16 protein-coding genes are annotated in these 18,521 nt (G+C 44.3%); 13 read left to right on the top strand and 3 right to left on the bottom strand.

Annotated elements, in window-relative coordinates; translation table 11 throughout:
* Positions 1-290 precede the first annotated feature (290 nt).
* Genes rppH through AB4323_RS11455 form a run of 5 tightly spaced genes read left to right on the top strand, consistent with a single transcriptional unit; the run spans position 291 to position 5,601 of the window.
* On the top strand, positions 291-809 hold the full coding sequence (gene rppH, locus AB4323_RS11475; protein WP_017059335.1) for an RNA pyrophosphohydrolase: 519 nt from the start codon (positions 291-293) through the stop codon (positions 807-809).
* 2 nt (positions 810-811) lie between these two features.
* The gene (gene ptsP, locus AB4323_RS11470) at positions 812-3,061 is read left to right on the top strand and encodes a phosphoenolpyruvate--protein phosphotransferase (protein ID WP_017059336.1); all 2,250 of its coding nucleotides are present in this window, start codon (positions 812-814) and stop codon (positions 3,059-3,061) included.
* 8 nt (positions 3,062-3,069) lie between these two features.
* Entirely contained in the window at positions 3,070-3,861 is a 792-nt protein-coding gene (locus AB4323_RS11465) for a sulfite exporter TauE/SafE family protein (protein WP_017059337.1), read from the top strand.
* A 57-nt stretch (positions 3,862-3,918) separates the two neighbouring features.
* A complete protein-coding gene (gene lgt / locus AB4323_RS11460) occupies positions 3,919-4,740 on the top strand; it encodes a prolipoprotein diacylglyceryl transferase (RefSeq protein ID WP_017059338.1) in 822 nt (273 codons plus the stop codon).
* Positions 4,741-4,749: 9 nt separating this feature from the next.
* Positions 4,750-5,601 carry a thymidylate synthase gene (locus tag AB4323_RS11455; protein WP_017059339.1) on the top strand — a complete coding sequence of 284 codons (852 nt, stop codon included), beginning with the start codon at positions 4,750-4,752 and terminating at the stop codon, positions 5,599-5,601.
* A gap of 555 nt (positions 5,602-6,156) precedes the next feature.
* Here AB4323_RS11455 and AB4323_RS11450 read toward each other — a convergent pair.
* Positions 6,157-7,302, bottom strand: coding sequence for a Na/Pi symporter (locus tag AB4323_RS11450; RefSeq protein ID WP_017059340.1), 1,146 nt, complete (start codon positions 7,300-7,302; stop codon positions 6,157-6,159).
* A 389-nt stretch (positions 7,303-7,691) separates the two neighbouring features.
* On the opposite strand from AB4323_RS11450, the gene nhaR reads away from it, so the two are divergent.
* A complete protein-coding gene (nhaR, locus tag AB4323_RS11445) occupies positions 7,692-8,582 on the top strand; it encodes a transcriptional activator NhaR (RefSeq protein WP_017059341.1) in 891 nt (296 codons plus the stop codon).
* 100 nt (positions 8,583-8,682) lie between these two features.
* Positions 8,683-8,976 carry a metalloregulator ArsR/SmtB family transcription factor gene (locus AB4323_RS11440; RefSeq protein WP_004735028.1) on the top strand — a complete coding sequence of 98 codons (294 nt, stop codon included), beginning with the start codon at positions 8,683-8,685 and terminating at the stop codon, positions 8,974-8,976.
* Positions 8,977-9,253: 277 nt separating this feature from the next.
* Here AB4323_RS11440 and rpsT read toward each other — a convergent pair whose 3' ends face one another.
* Positions 9,254-9,514: a 30S ribosomal protein S20 gene (rpsT, locus tag AB4323_RS11435; RefSeq protein WP_004739529.1), complete on the bottom strand. Its 261-nt coding sequence runs from the start codon at positions 9,512-9,514 to the stop codon at positions 9,254-9,256.
* 251 nt (positions 9,515-9,765) lie between these two features.
* On the opposite strand from rpsT, the gene murJ reads away from it, so the two are divergent.
* The 6 genes from murJ to ispH all read left to right on the top strand — a co-directional run bounded on the left by murJ (position 9,766) and on the right by ispH (position 17,626).
* The gene (gene murJ, locus AB4323_RS11430) at positions 9,766-11,328 is read left to right on the top strand and encodes a murein biosynthesis integral membrane protein MurJ (protein WP_032545655.1); all 1,563 of its coding nucleotides are present in this window, start codon (positions 9,766-9,768) and stop codon (positions 11,326-11,328) included.
* Between the two features lie 70 nt (positions 11,329-11,398).
* Positions 11,399-12,334 carry a bifunctional riboflavin kinase/FAD synthetase gene (ribF, locus tag AB4323_RS11425; protein ID WP_017062867.1) on the top strand — a complete coding sequence of 312 codons (936 nt, stop codon included), beginning with the start codon at positions 11,399-11,401 and terminating at the stop codon, positions 12,332-12,334.
* 63 nt (positions 12,335-12,397) lie between these two features.
* Positions 12,398-15,274: an isoleucine--tRNA ligase gene (gene ileS / locus AB4323_RS11420; protein ID WP_017059344.1), complete on the top strand. Its 2,877-nt coding sequence runs from the start codon at positions 12,398-12,400 to the stop codon at positions 15,272-15,274.
* Between the two features lie 157 nt (positions 15,275-15,431).
* The gene (gene lspA, locus AB4323_RS11415; protein WP_004739521.1) at positions 15,432-15,932 is read left to right on the top strand and encodes a signal peptidase II; all 501 of its coding nucleotides are present in this window, start codon (positions 15,432-15,434) and stop codon (positions 15,930-15,932) included.
* A 149-nt stretch (positions 15,933-16,081) separates the two neighbouring features.
* On the top strand, positions 16,082-16,513 hold the full coding sequence (gene fkpB, locus AB4323_RS11410) for an FKBP-type peptidyl-prolyl cis-trans isomerase (protein WP_017059345.1): 432 nt from the start codon (positions 16,082-16,084) through the stop codon (positions 16,511-16,513).
* 156 nt (positions 16,514-16,669) lie between these two features.
* A complete protein-coding gene (ispH, locus tag AB4323_RS11405; RefSeq protein WP_029235087.1) occupies positions 16,670-17,626 on the top strand; it encodes a 4-hydroxy-3-methylbut-2-enyl diphosphate reductase in 957 nt (318 codons plus the stop codon).
* Between the two features lie 139 nt (positions 17,627-17,765).
* Here ispH and btsR read toward each other — a convergent pair whose 3' ends face one another.
* On the bottom strand, positions 17,766-18,497 hold the full coding sequence (btsR, locus tag AB4323_RS11400) for a two-component system response regulator BtsR (RefSeq protein ID WP_017070063.1): 732 nt from the start codon (positions 18,495-18,497) through the stop codon (positions 17,766-17,768).
* Positions 18,498-18,521 lie beyond the last annotated feature (24 nt).

The raw sequence follows: 18,521 nt of genomic DNA, 5'->3' as shown, positions 1-18,521 counted from the left end.
GATTTATATAATAATAAAATTATTTTGACTGATTTGTTGTTTTTGGTGTTGATGAATCTATGGATTAAAAAAAACGATTGCGGGTAATTCTTCACATAGTTATTCACAGAAAAGGTGAATAAATGTGGTCTATGTCTCACTATTGTGTGGGTAACTAGAATTTGAGCAAAACTTATCCATATTCCTAGTTATTATTCATAAATATAGCGCTTATCACGTCACTAAGTTTGCTCCGATTGGGGATATGTGGAAAAATCAGAGTAATTAAAAATTTAGATAGAGGTTGGCCAGTGATAGATGGCGATGGTTACCGATTAAATGTTGGTATTGTAATCTGTAACAACCATGGTCAGGTCTTCTGGGCTAAACGATACGGGCAACATTCATGGCAATTCCCTCAAGGGGGAATAGATGAAGGTGAGACTCCGGAACAGGCAATGTACCGCGAGTTGTATGAAGAGGTTGGCCTTACTAAAAAGGATGTAAAGATCGTCGCGACAAGTCGTCATTGGTTACGCTACAAGCTACCCAAACGACTGGTTCGGTGGGATTCTAAACCTGTCTGTATTGGACAAAAACAGAAGTGGTTCCTTTTGCGCTTAGATTGCGATGAATCGCATATCAATATGCAGCGTGGAAGTACACCTGAGTTTGATGGTTGGCGTTGGGTGAGTTACTGGTACCCAGTTCGACAAGTTGTTTCTTTCAAGCGAGATGTTTACCGTCGAGCGATGAAAGAGTTCGCATCTTTAGCAATGCCGTTTAAAGAGCGAAAAATAAAAGGAAAGCGCAAATTGCGTAGAGGTTAAGCATGCTCAGTCAACTAAGGGAAATAGTTGAACACGTATCAAGAGTTGAAGATGTGTCGACGGCTCTTGATATTTTGGTTAAAGAGACATGCAGTGCGATGCAGACGGAATGTTGCACCGTGTATTTGGCAAATAATGATATGCAGCGCCTTGAGTTGATGGCAACTCAAGGCCTGATCTTCAAAGGCAATAGCATTCACATTGGTTTTGACGAAGGTCTGGTTGGCCTTGTTAAAAGAAGTGCTGAACCTATCAACCTTGCACAAGCGTCTGCTCACCCTGCTTATAAGTTTTTTCCAGAGCTTGGAGAAAACGTCTATCACTCTTTTCTCGGTACTCCGATTATCCACCGCAAGCAAGTGCTCGGTGTATTGGTCATTCAACAGAAGACCCCACGTTTATTTAGTGAGATGGAAGAATCCTTCCTTGTCACGCTCTCTGCACAACTTGCCGTTATTGTGGCGCACGCCCAAACTCAAGGCCATTGGCTGTTAGAGCAACAGAAGCTACCGGCTACTAAAGGTATTGCAGCTTCATCGGGCGTGGCGATTGGTGACTTATGGTGGGACAACACTCAGCCTGAACTCACCGATGTTTATCCTGCTTCGACGCTCAATATAGAGAGAGAGCATGAGTTGTTGGCGGTAGCGGTTGAAAACGCCCTCAATGACTTTAAGCGCATGCGAAAGCGCTTAGATAGCGAAATCAATAAAGATGCGTTGGCGATCTTTGACCTGTTTACTCACTTACTCAACGATCCTATGCTGCGTAAGGATCTAAAAAGCCAAATCCAGAAAGGCGATAAAGCCGATTGGGCACTAAGACAGGTTGTAGAGAGTTATTCTAATCGCTTTGCTCGTATGTCGGACGTGTATCTTCGTGAGAGAGCACAAGACATCCGAGAGCTCGGACAAAGGCTGCTCTATTTCCTCCACAACTCTGAACATGAACTTCGCACGTTAGATAAGCCGATTATCCTAGTGGTTCGTGAGTTAACCGCTTCGGTATTAGCGTCTATTCCCAAAGAAAAGCTCTTAGCGGTGATTTCCTTGGAAGGGGCGGCGAACTCGCACGCAGCGATTTTATCTCGAGCGCTTGGCATACCTTCCGTCATGGGGGTAAACCTCAACCTAGCTCAAGCTAATGGCAAGCGAGCGATTGTTGATGGGTATAGCGGTGAGATCTTTATTGAGCCGACTAAAAGCCTGCTCAAAGAGTATCGAGGGCTGATTCTAGAAGAGAGTGAGCTCTCCTCTATGGTCAATCGCGAGCTGTACCTACCGGCAAAAACGCAAGACAACAAGCAAGTCGAGATTCTGCTTAATGCGGGTTTAAGTGCAGACACTAACATCGCTATCAACCAAGGCGTTGATGGCGTAGGGCTGTATCGAACTGAAATTTCTTTCTTGTTGCAGCAAAGATTCCCGTCAGAGGATGAACAATTCAAGCAGTATCGTTCTGTACTGGCAAGCTACCCAGAGAAACAAGTGGTGATGCGTACACTCGATATCGGTGGTGATAAGGCCTTACCGTATTTTCCTATCGAAGAGGACAATCCATTCCTTGGTTGGCGTGGTATTCGGTTTACGCTCGATCATCCTGACATCTTTATTATTCAGTTACGTGCCATGCTACGTGCGAGCTGTGAAAGCCATAACTTGAGTATTTTGCTGCCGATGATCTCTGGTGCACAGGAGTTGGATGACGCGCTACAGTTGATTGAACAAGCGTATGATGAAGTGCATGAGCTTGATAACCGAGTGCGTATGCCTCGCGTTGGTATCATGATTGAAGTGCCATCCATGCTGTACATACTGCCGCTGATTGCGCATAAGGTCGACTTTGTTTCAGTCGGTACCAACGACTTAACCCAATATTTATTAGCGGTTGATCGGAACAATTCACGAGTATCCGATGTCTATGAATCAATGCACCCTGCGGTGATCATGGCATTAAAACAAATTCATGATACTTGTAAGCAATATCAATTACCTGTTTGTATTTGTGGCGAGTTAGCCGGTGACCCGATGGGCGCGCTGCTATTGATTGGATTGGGGTATGAGACGTTAAGTATGAATACCTCGAATGTCGCAAGAACCAAATATTTGATTCGTCAATCGAACTTGGCTGAATTACAGGATTTGGCAAATAAGGCACTTTCAAAACCGTATGGTAGTGACATCTATAGTATGATGCTGAACTATTTCGAAGAGCGTGAATTTACAGGCTTCATTCGAGCAGGTAAAAAATAGGATTTAACGTGTCATATGAACTGATAGGCTTGTTAGCGGGCCTTGGTGCTATTGTTGGTGTTTTAGCAGGCTTGCTAGGCATTGGTGGTGGTTTGCTGGTTGTTCCTGCCTTACTGTTTTTGCTTCCTAAAGCGGGTATCCCCCAAGAGTTTGCGATGCAAATGGCATTGGCTACTTCGCTATCAACCATCATCGTTACGTCGGGATCGTCTGCGATTAACCATCTAAAATTGGGTAACGTAGAGATGTTTGTCGTTAAATGGTTGATGCCAGGTGTGGTGATAGGTGGCTTCCTCGGCTCTTTCGTGGCCGATGTAATTCCAGCTCAATACTTACCAAAAGTCTTTGGTGTGATTGTTTTGGTGTTGGCGTTGCAAATGCTATTGTCGATTCGCTCCAAGAGCCAAAAATCGATGCCGGGTTCAGCTAAAACCGTGTTGTGTGGCGGCGGGATTGGTTTGGTATCAAGCTTAGCGGGCATTGGCGGTGGGTCTTTATCGGTACCTTTCCTTAACCATCACGGTGTGGAAATGCGTAAAGCCGTCGGCTCATCTTCGGTATGCGGTTGTGTTATCGCGATTTCGGGAATGCTAGGTTTCATTTGGCATGGATCTTCTGTCGATGATCTTCCTGCGTATAGCTTGGGTTATGTTTATCTACCGGCTTTGATCGCGATATCTTGTACCTCAGTTTTGACCACTCGAGTGGGTGCGAAACTGGCCACTCAATTGCCAACCCCTGTGCTGAAGAAATTCTTTGCGGTATTTTTAATGTTTATAGCAGCCACAATGCTGCTGTAGTGTCTTTTCTGTTAGTCATTGAGCTAACCGTTAATCAATTTAGATAGAGAGCCAAGTATGTCTCAGGGTTTTATCGAATTCCCAAATATCGATCCTGTTCTTATTGAACTAGGACCAATCTCAGTTCGTTGGTACGGCCTAATGTACCTTGTCGGTTTTATGTTTGCTCTTTGGTTAGCAAATCGCCGAGCTGATCAACCGGGTAGTGGTTGGACTCGAGAGCAAGTATCAGACTTACTGTTTGCTGGCTTTCTAGGTGTGGTGTTGGGTGGTCGTATTGGCTACGTACTTTTCTACAACTTTGACCTTTTCCTAGCAGACCCACTGTACCTATTTAAGGTATGGACTGGCGGTATGTCTTTCCACGGTGGCTTGCTTGGTGTTATTACTGCCATGTTTTGGTATGCCAAAAAGAACGGTCGAACCTTCTTTGGTGTGGCAGACATGATTGCACCATTGGTGCCATTTGGTTTAGGTATGGGACGCTTAGGTAACTTCATGAACAGCGAGCTTTGGGGCCGTGTGACTGATGTGCCATGGGCGATTGTGTTCCCTAACGGTGGTCCACTTCCTCGTCACCCATCTCAACTTTACGAGATGGCGCTTGAAGGTATCGTGCTGTTCTTCATCTTGAACTGGTTTATCAAAAAGCCGCGTCCTCTTGGTTCTGTATCAGGGTTATTCCTAGCTGGATATGGTACATTCCGCTTCTTAGTAGAATACGTACGTGAACCTGATGCTCACCTAGGTTTGTTCGGTGGATTTATCTCTATGGGACAAATTTTGTCACTGCCAATGGTTATCATCGGTGTGCTGATGATGGTGTGGGCATACAAGCGTGGTCACTACAAAGACGAATTACCACAACAAACGAAGTAAGGAATTGGTGTGAAACAGTATTTAGATCTCTGTCAGCGTATCGTTGATGACGGTACTTGGATTGAAAATGAACGCACGGGCAAGCGTTGCCTAACCGTGATCAATGCTGACCTTGAATATGATGTTGGTAATAACCAATTCCCACTGGTAACAACGCGTAAGAGTTTTTGGAAAGCCGCAGTTGCTGAGCTGCTTGGCTATATCCGTGGTTACGACAATGCTGAAGATTTTCGTAAGCTAGGGACTAAAACTTGGGATGCGAATTCTAACCTGAATGAAGCATGGCTGAATAACCCTTACCGCAAGGGTGAAGATGACATGGGCCGTGTTTATGGCGTTCAAGGACGTGCATGGGCAAAACCTGACGGCGGTCATATCGACCAACTGAAGAAGATTGTTGATGATCTAACTAACGGTATTGATGACCGCGGCGAGATCTTAAACTTCTACAACCCAGGTGAGTTCCACATGGGATGTTTGCGTCCGTGTATGTACAGCCATCACTTCTCACTACTTGGTGATACTCTGTACCTAAACAGCACTCAGCGCTCTTGCGATGTACCCCTAGGCCTGAACTTCAACATGGTTCAAGTGTATGTCTTCCTAGCTATCATGGCGCAAATCACGGGTAAGAAAGCTGGCGTGGCTTACCATAAGCTAGTAAATGCTCATATTTACGAAGATCAACTTGCACCTATGCGTGATATCCAGTTAAAGCGTGAGCCGTTAGCTGGCCCAACATTCCATATCAATCCTCAGATTAAGTCTCTAGAAGATTTGGAAACATGGGTAACGATGGATGACTTCTGGGTTGAAGGTTACGAATGCCACGAAGCGATTAAGTACCCATTCTCGGTTTAATCTCACTCGCTTTGTTTGATTGAAAGGCTGCCTCTGTGCAGCCTTTTTTGTATCTAAGTTACAGTGACGAGTAATCGAGATTCGAAGAGCAGAGAAATCATATGCTGTGTGATGCTTTATGTTACTCGTATACTCTCAACGCGCATTGGCTCTTTCTCTTCGATACTCGCTTACACGCATCTCGAATCTTTTTTCGATTCATCATTCCCTAGACTGACGAAGGAAGGAGTTGGGAGTCTCTTTCGTGGTGTGTTTGTGGGATTCCCTATCACGCTCGTTCCTCGCTGTAGGGAATGACGGAAATATATAGATGCGGGTAAACGAGATGCGGGATACGAAGAGCTAGAACGGACTTCTTTGGTGAGTAATGCTTACCTTACCGATTTACTCTTATATCGTATCAGTTTCAGCTCTTGTCACAAGCTTACTCATATCTCGAATTTGATTTTAGCTCTTCGTTACTCGTTTACCCGAATCCCGTATCTGCTCTTAAAAAGAAAAAGCCCGCAACCTAGGAGGTAGCGGGCTTTGCTATAAGCGATGTTTATTTTGCTATTAAGCGGTAAGAGCTAACACGCTACCAGGCAGTACAAGGAATACCGCAACAAGGTAACCAGCCACTACAGCTTTGTTCTTCACAGCCATGTCTGAAATCATGTCTGCCGCTTTAACTGGAAGTTCACGTAGGAACGGGATACCGAAGATGAATACCGTTGACATGATGTTGAACACCAAGTGTACTAGAGCAATTTGTAGTGCGAATACTGCGAACTCACCAGACACTGCTGTAGCTGCAAGTAGAGCCGTAATACATGTACCGATGTTTGCACCCAGAGTGAATGGGTAAACGTCACGTACTTTAAGAACACCTGAACCTACTAGTGGAACCATCAAGCTTGTTGTCGTAGAAGAAGACTGAACAAGGATAGTCACGATAGAGCCAGAAGCGATACCGTGGATTGGACCACGACCGATTGCGTTCTTTAGAATCTCACGAGCACGACCAACCATTAGGCTCTTCATCAGCTTACCCATTACAGTAATAGCTACGAAGATAGTTGCGATACCTAGAGCGATAAGCATGATGCCGCCAACAGTGTCGCCAAACGTTGATAGTGGTTCTTTAATCGCACTTACAACAGGCTTAGTGATTGGCTTGATGAAGTTAAGACCACCCATGCTCATATCACCTGTTGCTAGCATCGGTGATACTAACCAGTGAGAAATTTTCTCTAGAATTCCAAACGCCATCTCTAGTGGTAGGAAGATAGCAACGGCTAATAGGTTAAAGAAATCGTGGATTGTCGCACTTGCGAATGCACGTTTGAACTCTTCTTTACAACGAACGTGACCAAGGCTAACTAGAGTATTGGTTACCGTAGTACCAATGTTAGCACCCATGATCATAGGAATTGCTAGCTCAACAGGTAAACCACCTGCCACAAGGCCAACGATAATTGAAGTAACTGTACTTGATGATTGAATAAGCGCTGTTGCTACTAAACCAATCATTAAGCCTGCAACTGGGTGTGAAGCAAATTCGAAAAGAACCTTTGCTTGCTCGCCTGTTGCCCATTTGAAGCCTGTACCAACCATTGAAACTGAAAGTAATAGTAGGTAAAGCATGAATGCCAAGTTAGCCCAGCGTAGCCAACGAGTAGTGCTCGAGATAGGCGCTGCTGCAGTAGTAGCTTGGTTCATAATGTTTTCTCCATTGGACCGTTTAAGTCTGTGTTTGGTCTGTTTGTTTAATCTGAGCGTGATGTTAGAGGGGAAATATTTCAGTAATATTACATTTTGGTTTAGGTGCGACTTTTTTGTGATGATTTACTCTTTAAATATTCCAATTGCTAATGTGGTTGTTTTAAGTTGTTGTTTTAAATTGTTTTTTAATGGAAATTCTATAGGTGATATAGATCTTAAAAGTTAGAAAAAAATTGAAAATAATCGATGAAATATTACATTATGAAATCAGACACTTCGAAAAAATAAGTGGTAAATCTATGTTTGGTTAGGTTTTTCCGAGTTTGTTGAGTGGCGGTGTCATATTTGATATAAAAGGGTATCTACTCTTTTATTACGGCACATCTATGTCGCATCTCAACTACAACCATCTGTATTACTTCTGGATGGTTTGCAAGCAAGGCTCTGTTACTAAAGCTGCAGAAGCCCTATTCCTAACACCACAAACGGTAACGGGGCAGATAAAAGCCTTAGAAGAACGCATGGATGGCAAGTTGACCAAGCGTAATGGCCGAAGTGTTGAGCCTACAGAGCTTGGGCAACTGGTCTTTAAATATGCCGATCGTATGTTTGGCCTGAGTTACGAGATGCTGGACATCGTGAATTACAGCCAACACTCCAATATTCTGTTTGATGTTGGCGTCGCGGATGCGCTCTCTAAAAGACTCGTCAGTAAGATACTGATGTCGACCATCCCTCCAGATAACAGCATTCACTTGCGCTGTTTTGAATCGACCCATGAAATGCTACTTGAGCAACTCTCTCAACATAAGCTCGATATGATTTTGTCTGACTGTCCGGTGGACTCTAGTCAAAGCCCGGGCCTGTTCAGTAAAAAGCTGGGTGAGAGTGGAATGAGCTTTTTTAGTTCAGGTCAGGTTGAAGGGGTTAATTTCCCTGCTGTATTGGAGCAAAGAAAGCTTTTGATCCCTGGCAGCCGAACCTCAATGGGTCGTAAAGTGCTGCAATGGTTTGATAGACAAGGGCTTAAGCCTGATATTTTAGGTGAGTTTGATGATGCCGCATTGATGAAGGCTTTTGCTCGTTACCATCATGACGTAATATTTTTAGCACCGACGATTTATATGTCTGAAGTGGAAGACGACACATCACTGCAACTATTAGGCGGTATTGAAGAGTTAAAAGAGGAGTACTACGTCATATTTGCTGAGAGGATGATCCAACACCCAGCAGTAAAAAACGTATGTGACGCAGATTTTAGCAAATTGTTCGAGTGAGATAGTTTGTTAATGAATTGATATCGATTATCATAACTCCGCAATATGCCGGAAATACTGATAGCCCGTAGTTGGCGTAAAGGTTGTAGGGAGCCAAACTATGAACTTAAAAGAGATGGAGAAGAACTCAGCACAAGCTGTGATTCTACTCAAAGCCATGGCTAACGAGCGTCGCTTACAGATTTTGTGCCTATTACATGGCACTGAACTGTCGGTTGGGGAGTTGTGTGGCAAGTTGGAACTGAGTCAGTCTGCTTTATCTCAACATCTTGCTTGGTTGAGAAGAGATGGTTTGGTCGAAACTCGCAAAGAAGCTCAAACTGTGTATTACACATTGAGTAGTGAAGAAGTAAAAGCGATGATTAACCTACTGCATGGTATTTACTGCAAGTAGCTTATTGCTGGTGGGAGGGGGATTTCTTATCAGCGATAGAATGACACAAGGAAGTGTTAGCATTTCACATTGAACGTTAGTGTTTACCTATCTATCTACGTACCAATTTGCTTCTCTATTTATTTTTCTGATTGTTTGTTTTATCTATCTGCTTAAATTGTTTATCGGTCAGAAAAACGGCTGTTAGCACGTAAAATAAAAGCGTTACTCAAAATTTAGATATAAAAAAACCGGCCTAGGCCGGTTTTTTTCGTTTTGCGTTGTAATCAAATTTCTATTAAAGAGCTTTGATTGCAGCAGCGAAACGAGACTTATGACGTGCAGCTTTATTCTTATGAATAAGGCCTTTAGTCGCCATACGGTCAAGAAGTGGTGTAACTTCTACAAGAGCAGCAGTTGCAGCTTCTTTATCACCAGCTGCGATAGCTGCGATAGTCTTTTTCATGTAAGTGCGCATCATAGAACGACGGCTAGCATTGTGCTGGCGACGTTTCTCAGCTTGGATAGCGCGCTTCTTAGCAGATTTACTGTTTGCCAAGGGTCTAACTCCCAAAAACTTAGTTCGGTGACAATTTAAGGGCGAGGACTATCCCTCATTAGCGCTTAATTGTCAAATGATTTGTGCAAAAACCAATCGTAGCCAAACAAACTTTGGTATGGAAAGGTCATCGCGGTTAAGATGGCGGGGATTCTAACAGCATTTTTAGACCAATGCTAATAAATATGCTTCTTAGGACAGGATAGTATTTATCCTCGCTTGAAAGTAATCAACCAGTGTCAGAGGTTTCTGTGAGTAAACGACTATTAAAGTCAGGCCTGATTGTCAGCGCAATGACTTTTGTTTCCCGTGTATTGGGGCTAGTACGTGATGTAGTAGTAGCAAATTTGATGGGGGCAGGAGCGAGTGCCGACGTATTTTTCTTCGCTAATAAAATTCCTAATTTCTTACGTCGACTTTTTGCAGAAGGTGCGTTTTCTCAAGCGTTTGTTCCTGTATTAACGGAATATCACGCCGCAGGTGATAAAGATAAGACACGAGATTTAATTGCTAAGGTGTCGGGGACGCTCGGGGTTTTAGTTTCTATTGTCACCGTCATCGGGGTATTGGGCTCTGGCGTGATCACCGCGATGTTTGGTGCGGGTTGGTTTATCGACTGGCTAAATGATGGCCCATCAGCACCCAAATTTGAGCTAGCGAGCTTTATGCTCAAGATTACCTTTCCTTATTTATGGTTTATCACCTTCGTCGCTTTATCTGGTGCCATTCTTAATACATTAGGTAAATTTGCGGTCTCTTCTTTTACTCCTGTGTTCTTGAACGTGATGATCATAGGCGCTGCATGGTTTATCTCACCTAATTTAGAACAACCAGAAATTGGTTTGGCTATTGGTGTGTTTCTTGGTGGCTTAGTCCAATTCCTTTTCCAAATGCCTTTCTTGATCAAAGCGGGTGTGTTGGTTAAGCCGAAGTGGGGATGGAGAGACCCGGGTGTGGTTAAGATCCGCACATTAATGATCCCTGCTCTGTTCGGTGTATCGGTCAGCCAAATCAACTTATTGTTTGATACCTTTATTGCCAGCTTCCTCGCAACAGGCTCTATCAGTTGGTTGTACTACTCAGACCGACTGCTTGAATTTCCTCTCGGTTTATTCGGTATCGCGATTGCGACTGTGATTCTTCCTGCTTTGTCTCGTAAACACGTAGATGCTCAAGGGGAAGGGTTCGCGCATACCATGGATTGGGGCGTGCGCATGGTGTTGCTGCTTGGTATTCCTGCGATGTTAGGTCTTATCGTTTTAGCTAAACCCATGTTGATGGTGCTATTTATGCGTGGTGAGTTCTCTCCACACGATGTACAGCAAGCATCGATGTCATTGGTAGCTTACGCATCAGGCTTGCTTAATTTCATGCTGATTAAAGTTTTAGCTCCGGGCTATTACTCTCGCCAAGATACCAAAACACCGGTTAAGTACGGCATTATCGCTATGGTGACCAATATGGTGTTTAACGCGATCTTTGCTTATTTTTATGGCTATGTGGGTTTGGCGATTGCGACGGCACTGTCTGCCTTTGTGAATATGGCCTTGTTATATCGAGGATTGCACCTTGCGGGTGTGTATCAATTAACTAAGACAACCTTGTTGTTCAGTGCCAAATTAATTATCTCAGGTGTGGTGATGGTAGCGGCTATTTTATGGCAGCTGGATAATATGCAACATTGGCTTGAATGGAGCTTTAGCCAGAGAGCGCTGACATTAACTGGCTTGATTGGACTTGGTGGCTTTGTTTATATTGTTTCGGTACTGATTTTAGGTATCCGAGTAAAACATTTAAAAGCAGCGACAGATTAATACTGATTAGTATATAATCCGTCGGTTTCACACAATAAATGATGCAAATAACAGGTTTTAGCTGATCATAATGGAACTGATCCGAGGTATACACAATATTAAAGCGCAGCATCATGGCTGTGTATTAACCATAGGTAACTTCGATGGTGTTCATTTAGGACATCAAGAGGTTTTGAGTCAGGTTTCTAAACAAGCTGCAGCATTAGGGCTACCTTCTGTTGTTATGACGTTTGAACCGCAGCCTATGGAGCTGTTTGCCCGAGATAGAGCGCCAGCACGTTTAACTCGTTTACGAGACAAATACGTGCAACTGAGTAAGCTAGATATCAGTCGCTTATTGTGTGTTAATTTTAATCAGTATTTTGCAAGTTTATCCGCGGAAGCATTCATTAAGGATCTTTTGGTTGATAAGCTTGGTGTGAAGTTCTTGGTGGTTGGTGACGATTTTTGCTTTGGTAAAGGTCGTACCGGTAATTTCGCTATGCTCAAAGAGGCGGGCGAGAAGTACGGTTTTGAGGTGGTCAGCACCCAAAGCTATTGCTTAAACCAATTACGAGTAAGCAGTACTGAGATACGAAATGCATTAGCGGTCGATGACTTGGCTGCAAGTGCTACCATGTTAGGACGTGATTACAGTATTAGTGGTCGAGTGTCCCATGGTCGAAAACTAGGGAGAACTATCGGTTTCCCTACCGCTAATATTCCATTAAAGCGTTGTGTTTCTCCTGTATCGGGAGTGTATGTTGTTGAAGCTTTGGATATCGACGGTGTTCCTGTCGGTGGCGTTGCTAATATTGGACAACGACCAACAGTTAATGGGGTAAGGCAGCAATTGGAAGTGCATTTTTTTGACTTTAAAGCCAATTTATATGGTAAACAGTTAGAAGTACGACTTTTGCACAAACTGCGCGACGAGATAAAATTTGAATCGTTCGACGCACTAAAGAATCAAATAGAATTGGATGCTGAAGCCGCAAGGGTGTGGCTGCTTCAGCTAAAGAATTAATCGGATGATTCCACCGATTAACATAATGTCTAACTTCGCCCAATATAACGGAATTAAGAATCGATGAGTGATTATAAAGATACCCTGAACTTACCAGAAACAGGGTTCCCAATGCGCGGCAATCTGGCAAATCGTGAGCCAGAAATGCTGAAGCGTTGGTACAAAGAAGATCTTTACGGCGAAATCCGTAAGGCAAAGAAAGGTAAAAAATCTTTCGTACTGCATGATGGCCCTCCATACGCGAACGGCGATATTCACATTGGCCACGCGCTGAATAAGATTCTTAAAGACATTATTATCAAATCTAAGACCCTTTCTGGTTTTGATGCACCGTACATCCCTGGTTGGGACTGTCACGGTCTTCCAATCGAGCTAATGGTTGAGAAGAAGAAAGGTAAGCCTGGTCAGAAGATTTCGGCGGCTGAATTCCGCGAAGAGTGTCGAAAGTACGCTGCGGGTCAAGTTGAAGGTCAGAAAGAGAGCTTCAAACGTCTTGGCATCATGGGCGAGTGGGACAAACCTTATCGCACTATGGATTTTGGCACAGAAGCGAACATCATTCGTTCTCTTGGCAAAATCGCAGACAAAGGTCACCTTCTTAAAGGTTTCAAACCCGTTCACTGGTGTACTGATTGTGGTTCTGCTCTGGCTGAAGCTGAAGTTGAATACAAAGATAAAGTTTCTCCATCTATCGATGTGAAATTTACAGCAGCTGACGAAGCGGCGCTTCTAGAGAAATTTACTCTAGCTGAAGGTCATGCGGGTCAAGGCGAAATTTCTATCGTTATCTGGACAACAACACCATGGACTCTGCCTGCTAACCGCGCAGTATGTCTACGTGATGATCTTGAATACGTGCTTATCCAAGTTGAAGCGAATGGCGACCAGCCTGCTCAACGTATCGTTGTTGCTTCTGAACTAGCAAAAGACGTAATGGATCGTGCAGGTATCGAGCACTTCCACAACCTTGGTTTTGCTACAGGTGCTGATCTTGAGCTTTCTCAGTTCAACCACCCGTTCTACGACTTTACTGTTCCTGCAGTTCTTGGCGATCACGTAACAACAGATTCAGGTACTGGTGTGGTTCACACTGCGCCTGGTCACGGTCAAGAAGATTTCGTGGTTGGTAAAAAGTACAACCTAGAAATCGCTAACCCAGTTGGTTCTAACGGCGTTTACCTGCCAGATACAGAGCTATTTGCTGGTCAGCACGTATTCAAAGCGAACGACTCTGTTTTAGAAGTTCTAAAAGAGAAAGGTGCACTTCTGCATCACCACGCTTACGAGCACAGCTACCCACACTGTTGGAGACACAAAACTCCAATCATCTTCCGCGCAACACCACAATGGTTCATCTCTATGGATCAAGCTGGCCTACGTGCTAAAGCACTAGAGTCAATCAAGAGTGTTGAGTGGTTGCCTGAATGGGGTCAAAGCCGTATCGAAGGCATGGTTGAAGGTCGTCCTGAGTGGTGTATCTCTCGTCAACGTACTTGGGGTGTGCCAATTGCTTTGTTTGTTCATAAAGAAACAGCAGAACTTCACCCAGAAAGCCCAGCGCTTATTGAAAAAGTTGCGAAGCTAGTTGAAGAGAAAGGCATTCAAGCTTGGTGGGATGTAGACGCTGCTGAACTTATGGGCGCAGAAGACGCTGATAAGTACGAAAAAGTAATGGATACGCTAGACGTATGGTTCGACTCAGGTGTTACGCACTTCTCTGTTGTTGATTCTCGTGAAGAGTACAACTTCCCGAACGAAGAGCGCACTCACAGTGCTGATCTTTACCTTGAAGGTTCAGACCAACACCGTGGTTGGTTCCAGTCTTCTCTAATTTCATCTATCGCGATGAAAGACGAAGCACCGTACAAGCAAGTACTAACGCACGGTTTCGTAGTGGATGGTAACGGCCGTAAGATGTCTAAATCTATCGGTAACGTTGTTGCTCCTAAAGACGTAACCAACAAGCTAGGTGCAGATATCCTGCGTCTATGGGTTGCTTCTACAGACTACACGGGTGAAGTTGCGGTTTCTGATGAAATCCTGAAGCGTTCAGCGGATGCTTACCGTCGTATTCGTAACACGGCTCGTTTCTTCCTAGCGAACTTGAACGGTTTCAACCCTGAAACTGACCTAGTTCCTGCTGAAGAGATGGTTGCACTTGATCGCTGGGCTGTTGGCCGTGCTCAAGCTGCACAAGAAGAGATTGTTAAAGCATACGGCGAGTACAACACTCACGGTGTGACTCAACGTCTAATGCAGTTCTGTTCTATCGAAATGGGTTCTTTCTACCTAGACGTAATCAAAGACCGTCAGTACACAGCGAAGCAGGGCAGCCATGCTCAACGTAGCTGTCAAACGGCGCTTTACTACATCGTAGAAGCTCTAGTTCGTTGGATGGCACCTATCATGTCGTTCACTGCAGATGAAATTTGGAACGAAATGCCAAGCTCTTTACCAACTGGAGAGCAGCGCGACACGTTCGTATTCACAGGTGAGTGGTTCGAAGGTCTATTTGGTCTTGCAGAAGGCGAAGAGCTAAGCAACGAATTCTGGACTGAAATCCAGTCTGTTCGTGGCGCAGTGAACAAGCTTCTTGAAGATGCTCGTAAAGAGAAAACGATCGGTGGTGCACTGCAAGCTGAAGTTACTCTATACGCTGACGATGCACTAGCGGCTAAAATCAACAAGCTAGAAGATGAGCTACGTTTCGTACTTATCACCTCTGCAGCTGTTGTTAAGCCACTGAGCGAGAAGTCTGATGCAGCGCAAGCGACAGACGTTGCTGGTCTATTCGTTGAAGTTGCGGCTACTGAAGCTGAGAAGTGTGACCGTTGCTGGCACCACACTCCAGATGTAGGCACTATCGAAGGTCACGAGAAAGTTTGTGGTCGTTGTGTGTCGAACATCGACGGTGAAGGCGAAGTGCGTAAGTTCGCATAACGACTCAGAGAAAGACTGAACTTTTTGTAAAAATCATAGCCCCAGTATCAACTGGGGTTATTTTTAGTTATAGGAAATGTGTTTAACCAAGTTGGTAATCAAGGTCACGTAAGGTGACTAACAATGAATACCAACTTCGTAAATACTAGGAATAGAAATGAGTGAAGTTTCGTTAAAACAATCTGGTGTACGTTGGTTATGGCTGGCTCTATTGGTCTTCTTGGCTGATATCGGCATTAAACTCTTTGTCATGGACAATATGGGTTATGGTTGGGCAAACCGTATTGAGGTGCTGCCATTCTTTAACTTTTTGTACGTGCATAACTACGGTGCAGCGTTTAGCTTCTTGAGTGATCAAAGTGGTTGGCAGCGTTGGTTATTTACGGGTATCGCATTTGCGGTAACAGGTATGCTGACGTACTGGATGAGCAAACTACCAGCAACAGAGAAGTGGAATAACATTGCTTATGCGATCATCATTGGTGGTGCAGTAGGTAATGTGTTTGACCGAGTCGTACATGGCTTTGTTGTCGATTACTTAGACTTCTACTGGGGCACTTACCACTGGCCTGCATTTAACTTAGCGGATATGGGAATCTGTATCGGTGCTGCGATGATCATCTTAGATGGTTTCCGTAAGAAAGACGAAAGCAAATAGCTTGCTTCAAAGTCAGTCTATGACTCACAGAATAGAATAGCCCTAAGCGCTGTCGGTTGATTCCGACGGCGCTTTTTTTTATGCTTCAGTCAACAAGGAAGCAAAGCACAGCGCATCCTCAAATAATAAAGAAGTCTAAGGAAAGTAACGTGGCAGCAATTAAAAATGATTCAGCAGTAACTCTACATTTTACGATTAAAATGAAGGATGGTTCAGTTGCCGATAGTACGGAGAACATGGGCAAACCAGCGAAGTTCGTCATGGGTGATGGCAGCCTAAGTGAGAACTTTGAAGCGTGCTTACTTGGACTTGAAGCCGGCACTGAAAAGTCTATCGAACTGAAGGCGGAAGACGCGTTTGGTATGCCAAACCCAGATCATATTCACTATATGGATCGTGCTAAGTTTGTTGGCGACTCTGAAGTTGAAGTGGGCACTATCATGGCATTTTCAGGTCCTGACGGTATGGAAATTCCAGGTATTATTACTGAGATCGCAGGTGATTCAGTGACGGTTGATTTTAATCACCCACTCGCTGGTCAAGACGTTAGCTTTGACGTCAATATCTTAACGGTAGAATAACTCTCTTAACGTTAGAATAGCTGTCTTCACGCTAGAATAAGATAGCCTTACAGCTGTGATCTCACCCAGAGCTTCACTGTCTAGACGCTTCACTGTAGAATGCGAACCTCGCTGACGGCGAACTCTATAGAAGCAACCTTAGTACCGCGGTAAATGATGAGCAATGAAATGAAAATAATGTTAGCTAACCCTCGTGGCTTTTGTGCCGGTGTCGATCGTGCGATCAGCATCGTAGAGCGTGCACTCGAAATGTATCAGCCACCGATCTATGTTCGCCATGAAGTGGTACACAACCGCTTTGTTGTTGAGGGGCTCAAGCAGCGTGGTGCTATTTTTGTCGAAGAACTGAGTGAGGTGCCAGACGACAACATCGTGATCTTTTCGGCTCACGGTGTTTCTCAAGCGGTTCGTAAAGAAGCGAAAGAGCGTGAGTTAACGGTATTTGATGCGACGTGTCCTTTGGTGACTAAAGTTCATATGGAGGTTGCTCGTGCGAGCCGCAAACATATGGAAGTGGTACTGATTGGCCACGCAGGTCACCCTGAAGTGGAAGGCACTATGGGTCAGTACGCGAGCCAAACTGGTGGTATGTACTTGGTTGAAAGACCAGAGGACGTACAGAACCTCGTGGTGAATGATCCAAGTAACCTGCACTATGTTAGCCAAACTACGCTATCAGTAGATGAAACTGCAGATGTGATTGAAGAGCTACGTCGAGTGTTCCCTGAGATTCAAGGCCCACGTAAAGACGACATCTGTTACGCGACTCAAAACCGTCAAGACGCTGTGCGTGAGATGGCGAATGACGTTGATGTGGTGATAGTGGTTGGTTCTAAGAACTCATCGAATTCAACTCGTCTAAAAGAGCTAGCTGAGAAACTAGGCACACCAGGCTACCTAACTGACTGTCCTGAAGACATTCAAACCGAGTGGGTTGAAGGGAAAAAGAAAATCGGTGTAACAGCCGGTGCTTCTGCTCCTGAAGAGCTGGTAAACCAAATTCTAGATCGTATTCGTGAGCTAGGTGCGACTGACGTTGAAGAGATTCAAGGTCGTGAAGAGAACATGTTCTTTGAAGTACCAAAAGAGCTACAGATTAAGCAAGTCGACTAATCTCTATTGATTGGTGACAAGATCGATGCGTAACACTATCGATTTGCAAACACTATTGATTTGTAAACAGCAGGAAGCCAACGTTGATACGTTGGCTTTTTTGATCGTGCTTTGGAACAAGGCGTCTAATTCTAACGCGTTACTGGAGACCGAGTTGCTCTTTTAAAGTCTTTAAATAACGACGACTCACCGGGACTTCAAAGCCAGTCAGGGTAATGATCTCTGCTAATCCATTTTCTAGCAGTTTGATCTCTTGGATCGATTTTATGTTGATCAAATACTGTCGATGACAGCGGATCAAATCGGTCTTTTCTTCCAAGATCTTTAGTGTTAACTGTGAGGTTGCGGTTTGCGATGAGCTACGAACATGCACACCACTGATATCGGAATAGGCGCACTCTACCGTTTGGCTTGCCATGATCACAATGCGGTTATGACCAATACATGGGATTTGCTCTAAGTGACAGGGAGCAATCGCTGAGATGTTCTGTTCTGGTGCTTTCTGATTTTGTTTGATGACCTTATTCAGGCGACAAACGCTCTTGTTTAATCGACAAGGCTCGACTGGCTTAAGTAGGTAATCAAAAGCGTTATCTTCAAAGGCTTGAATCGCATATTGGTCGTAGGCGGTGACGAATACCACGTAGGGCATGGTATCTGGGTCAAGCATGCTTAACAGCTCAATCCCAGTAACCTGCGGCATTTGGATATCCAAATACACGACATCAGGCTTGAGTAGGTTGATCTGTTTCAGTCCTTCGATCGCGTTACTCGCTTGGCCTATGATTTCCACTTCTCCGGTTTCGGTCAGCAGCTCAATCAGCTCTTCGCGAGCAAAAAGCTCATCATCGATAACTAGTGCCTTTAACATCCTACAATCTTCATCTTGGTTCTA

The sequence above is a fragment of the Vibrio sp. 10N.261.52.C11 genome (assembly GCF_041471405.1).
GTDB classification, from domain to species: Bacteria; Pseudomonadota; Gammaproteobacteria; order Enterobacterales; family Vibrionaceae; genus Vibrio; species Vibrio crassostreae_C.
This window is presented reverse-complemented; position numbering and strand designations above follow the sequence as displayed.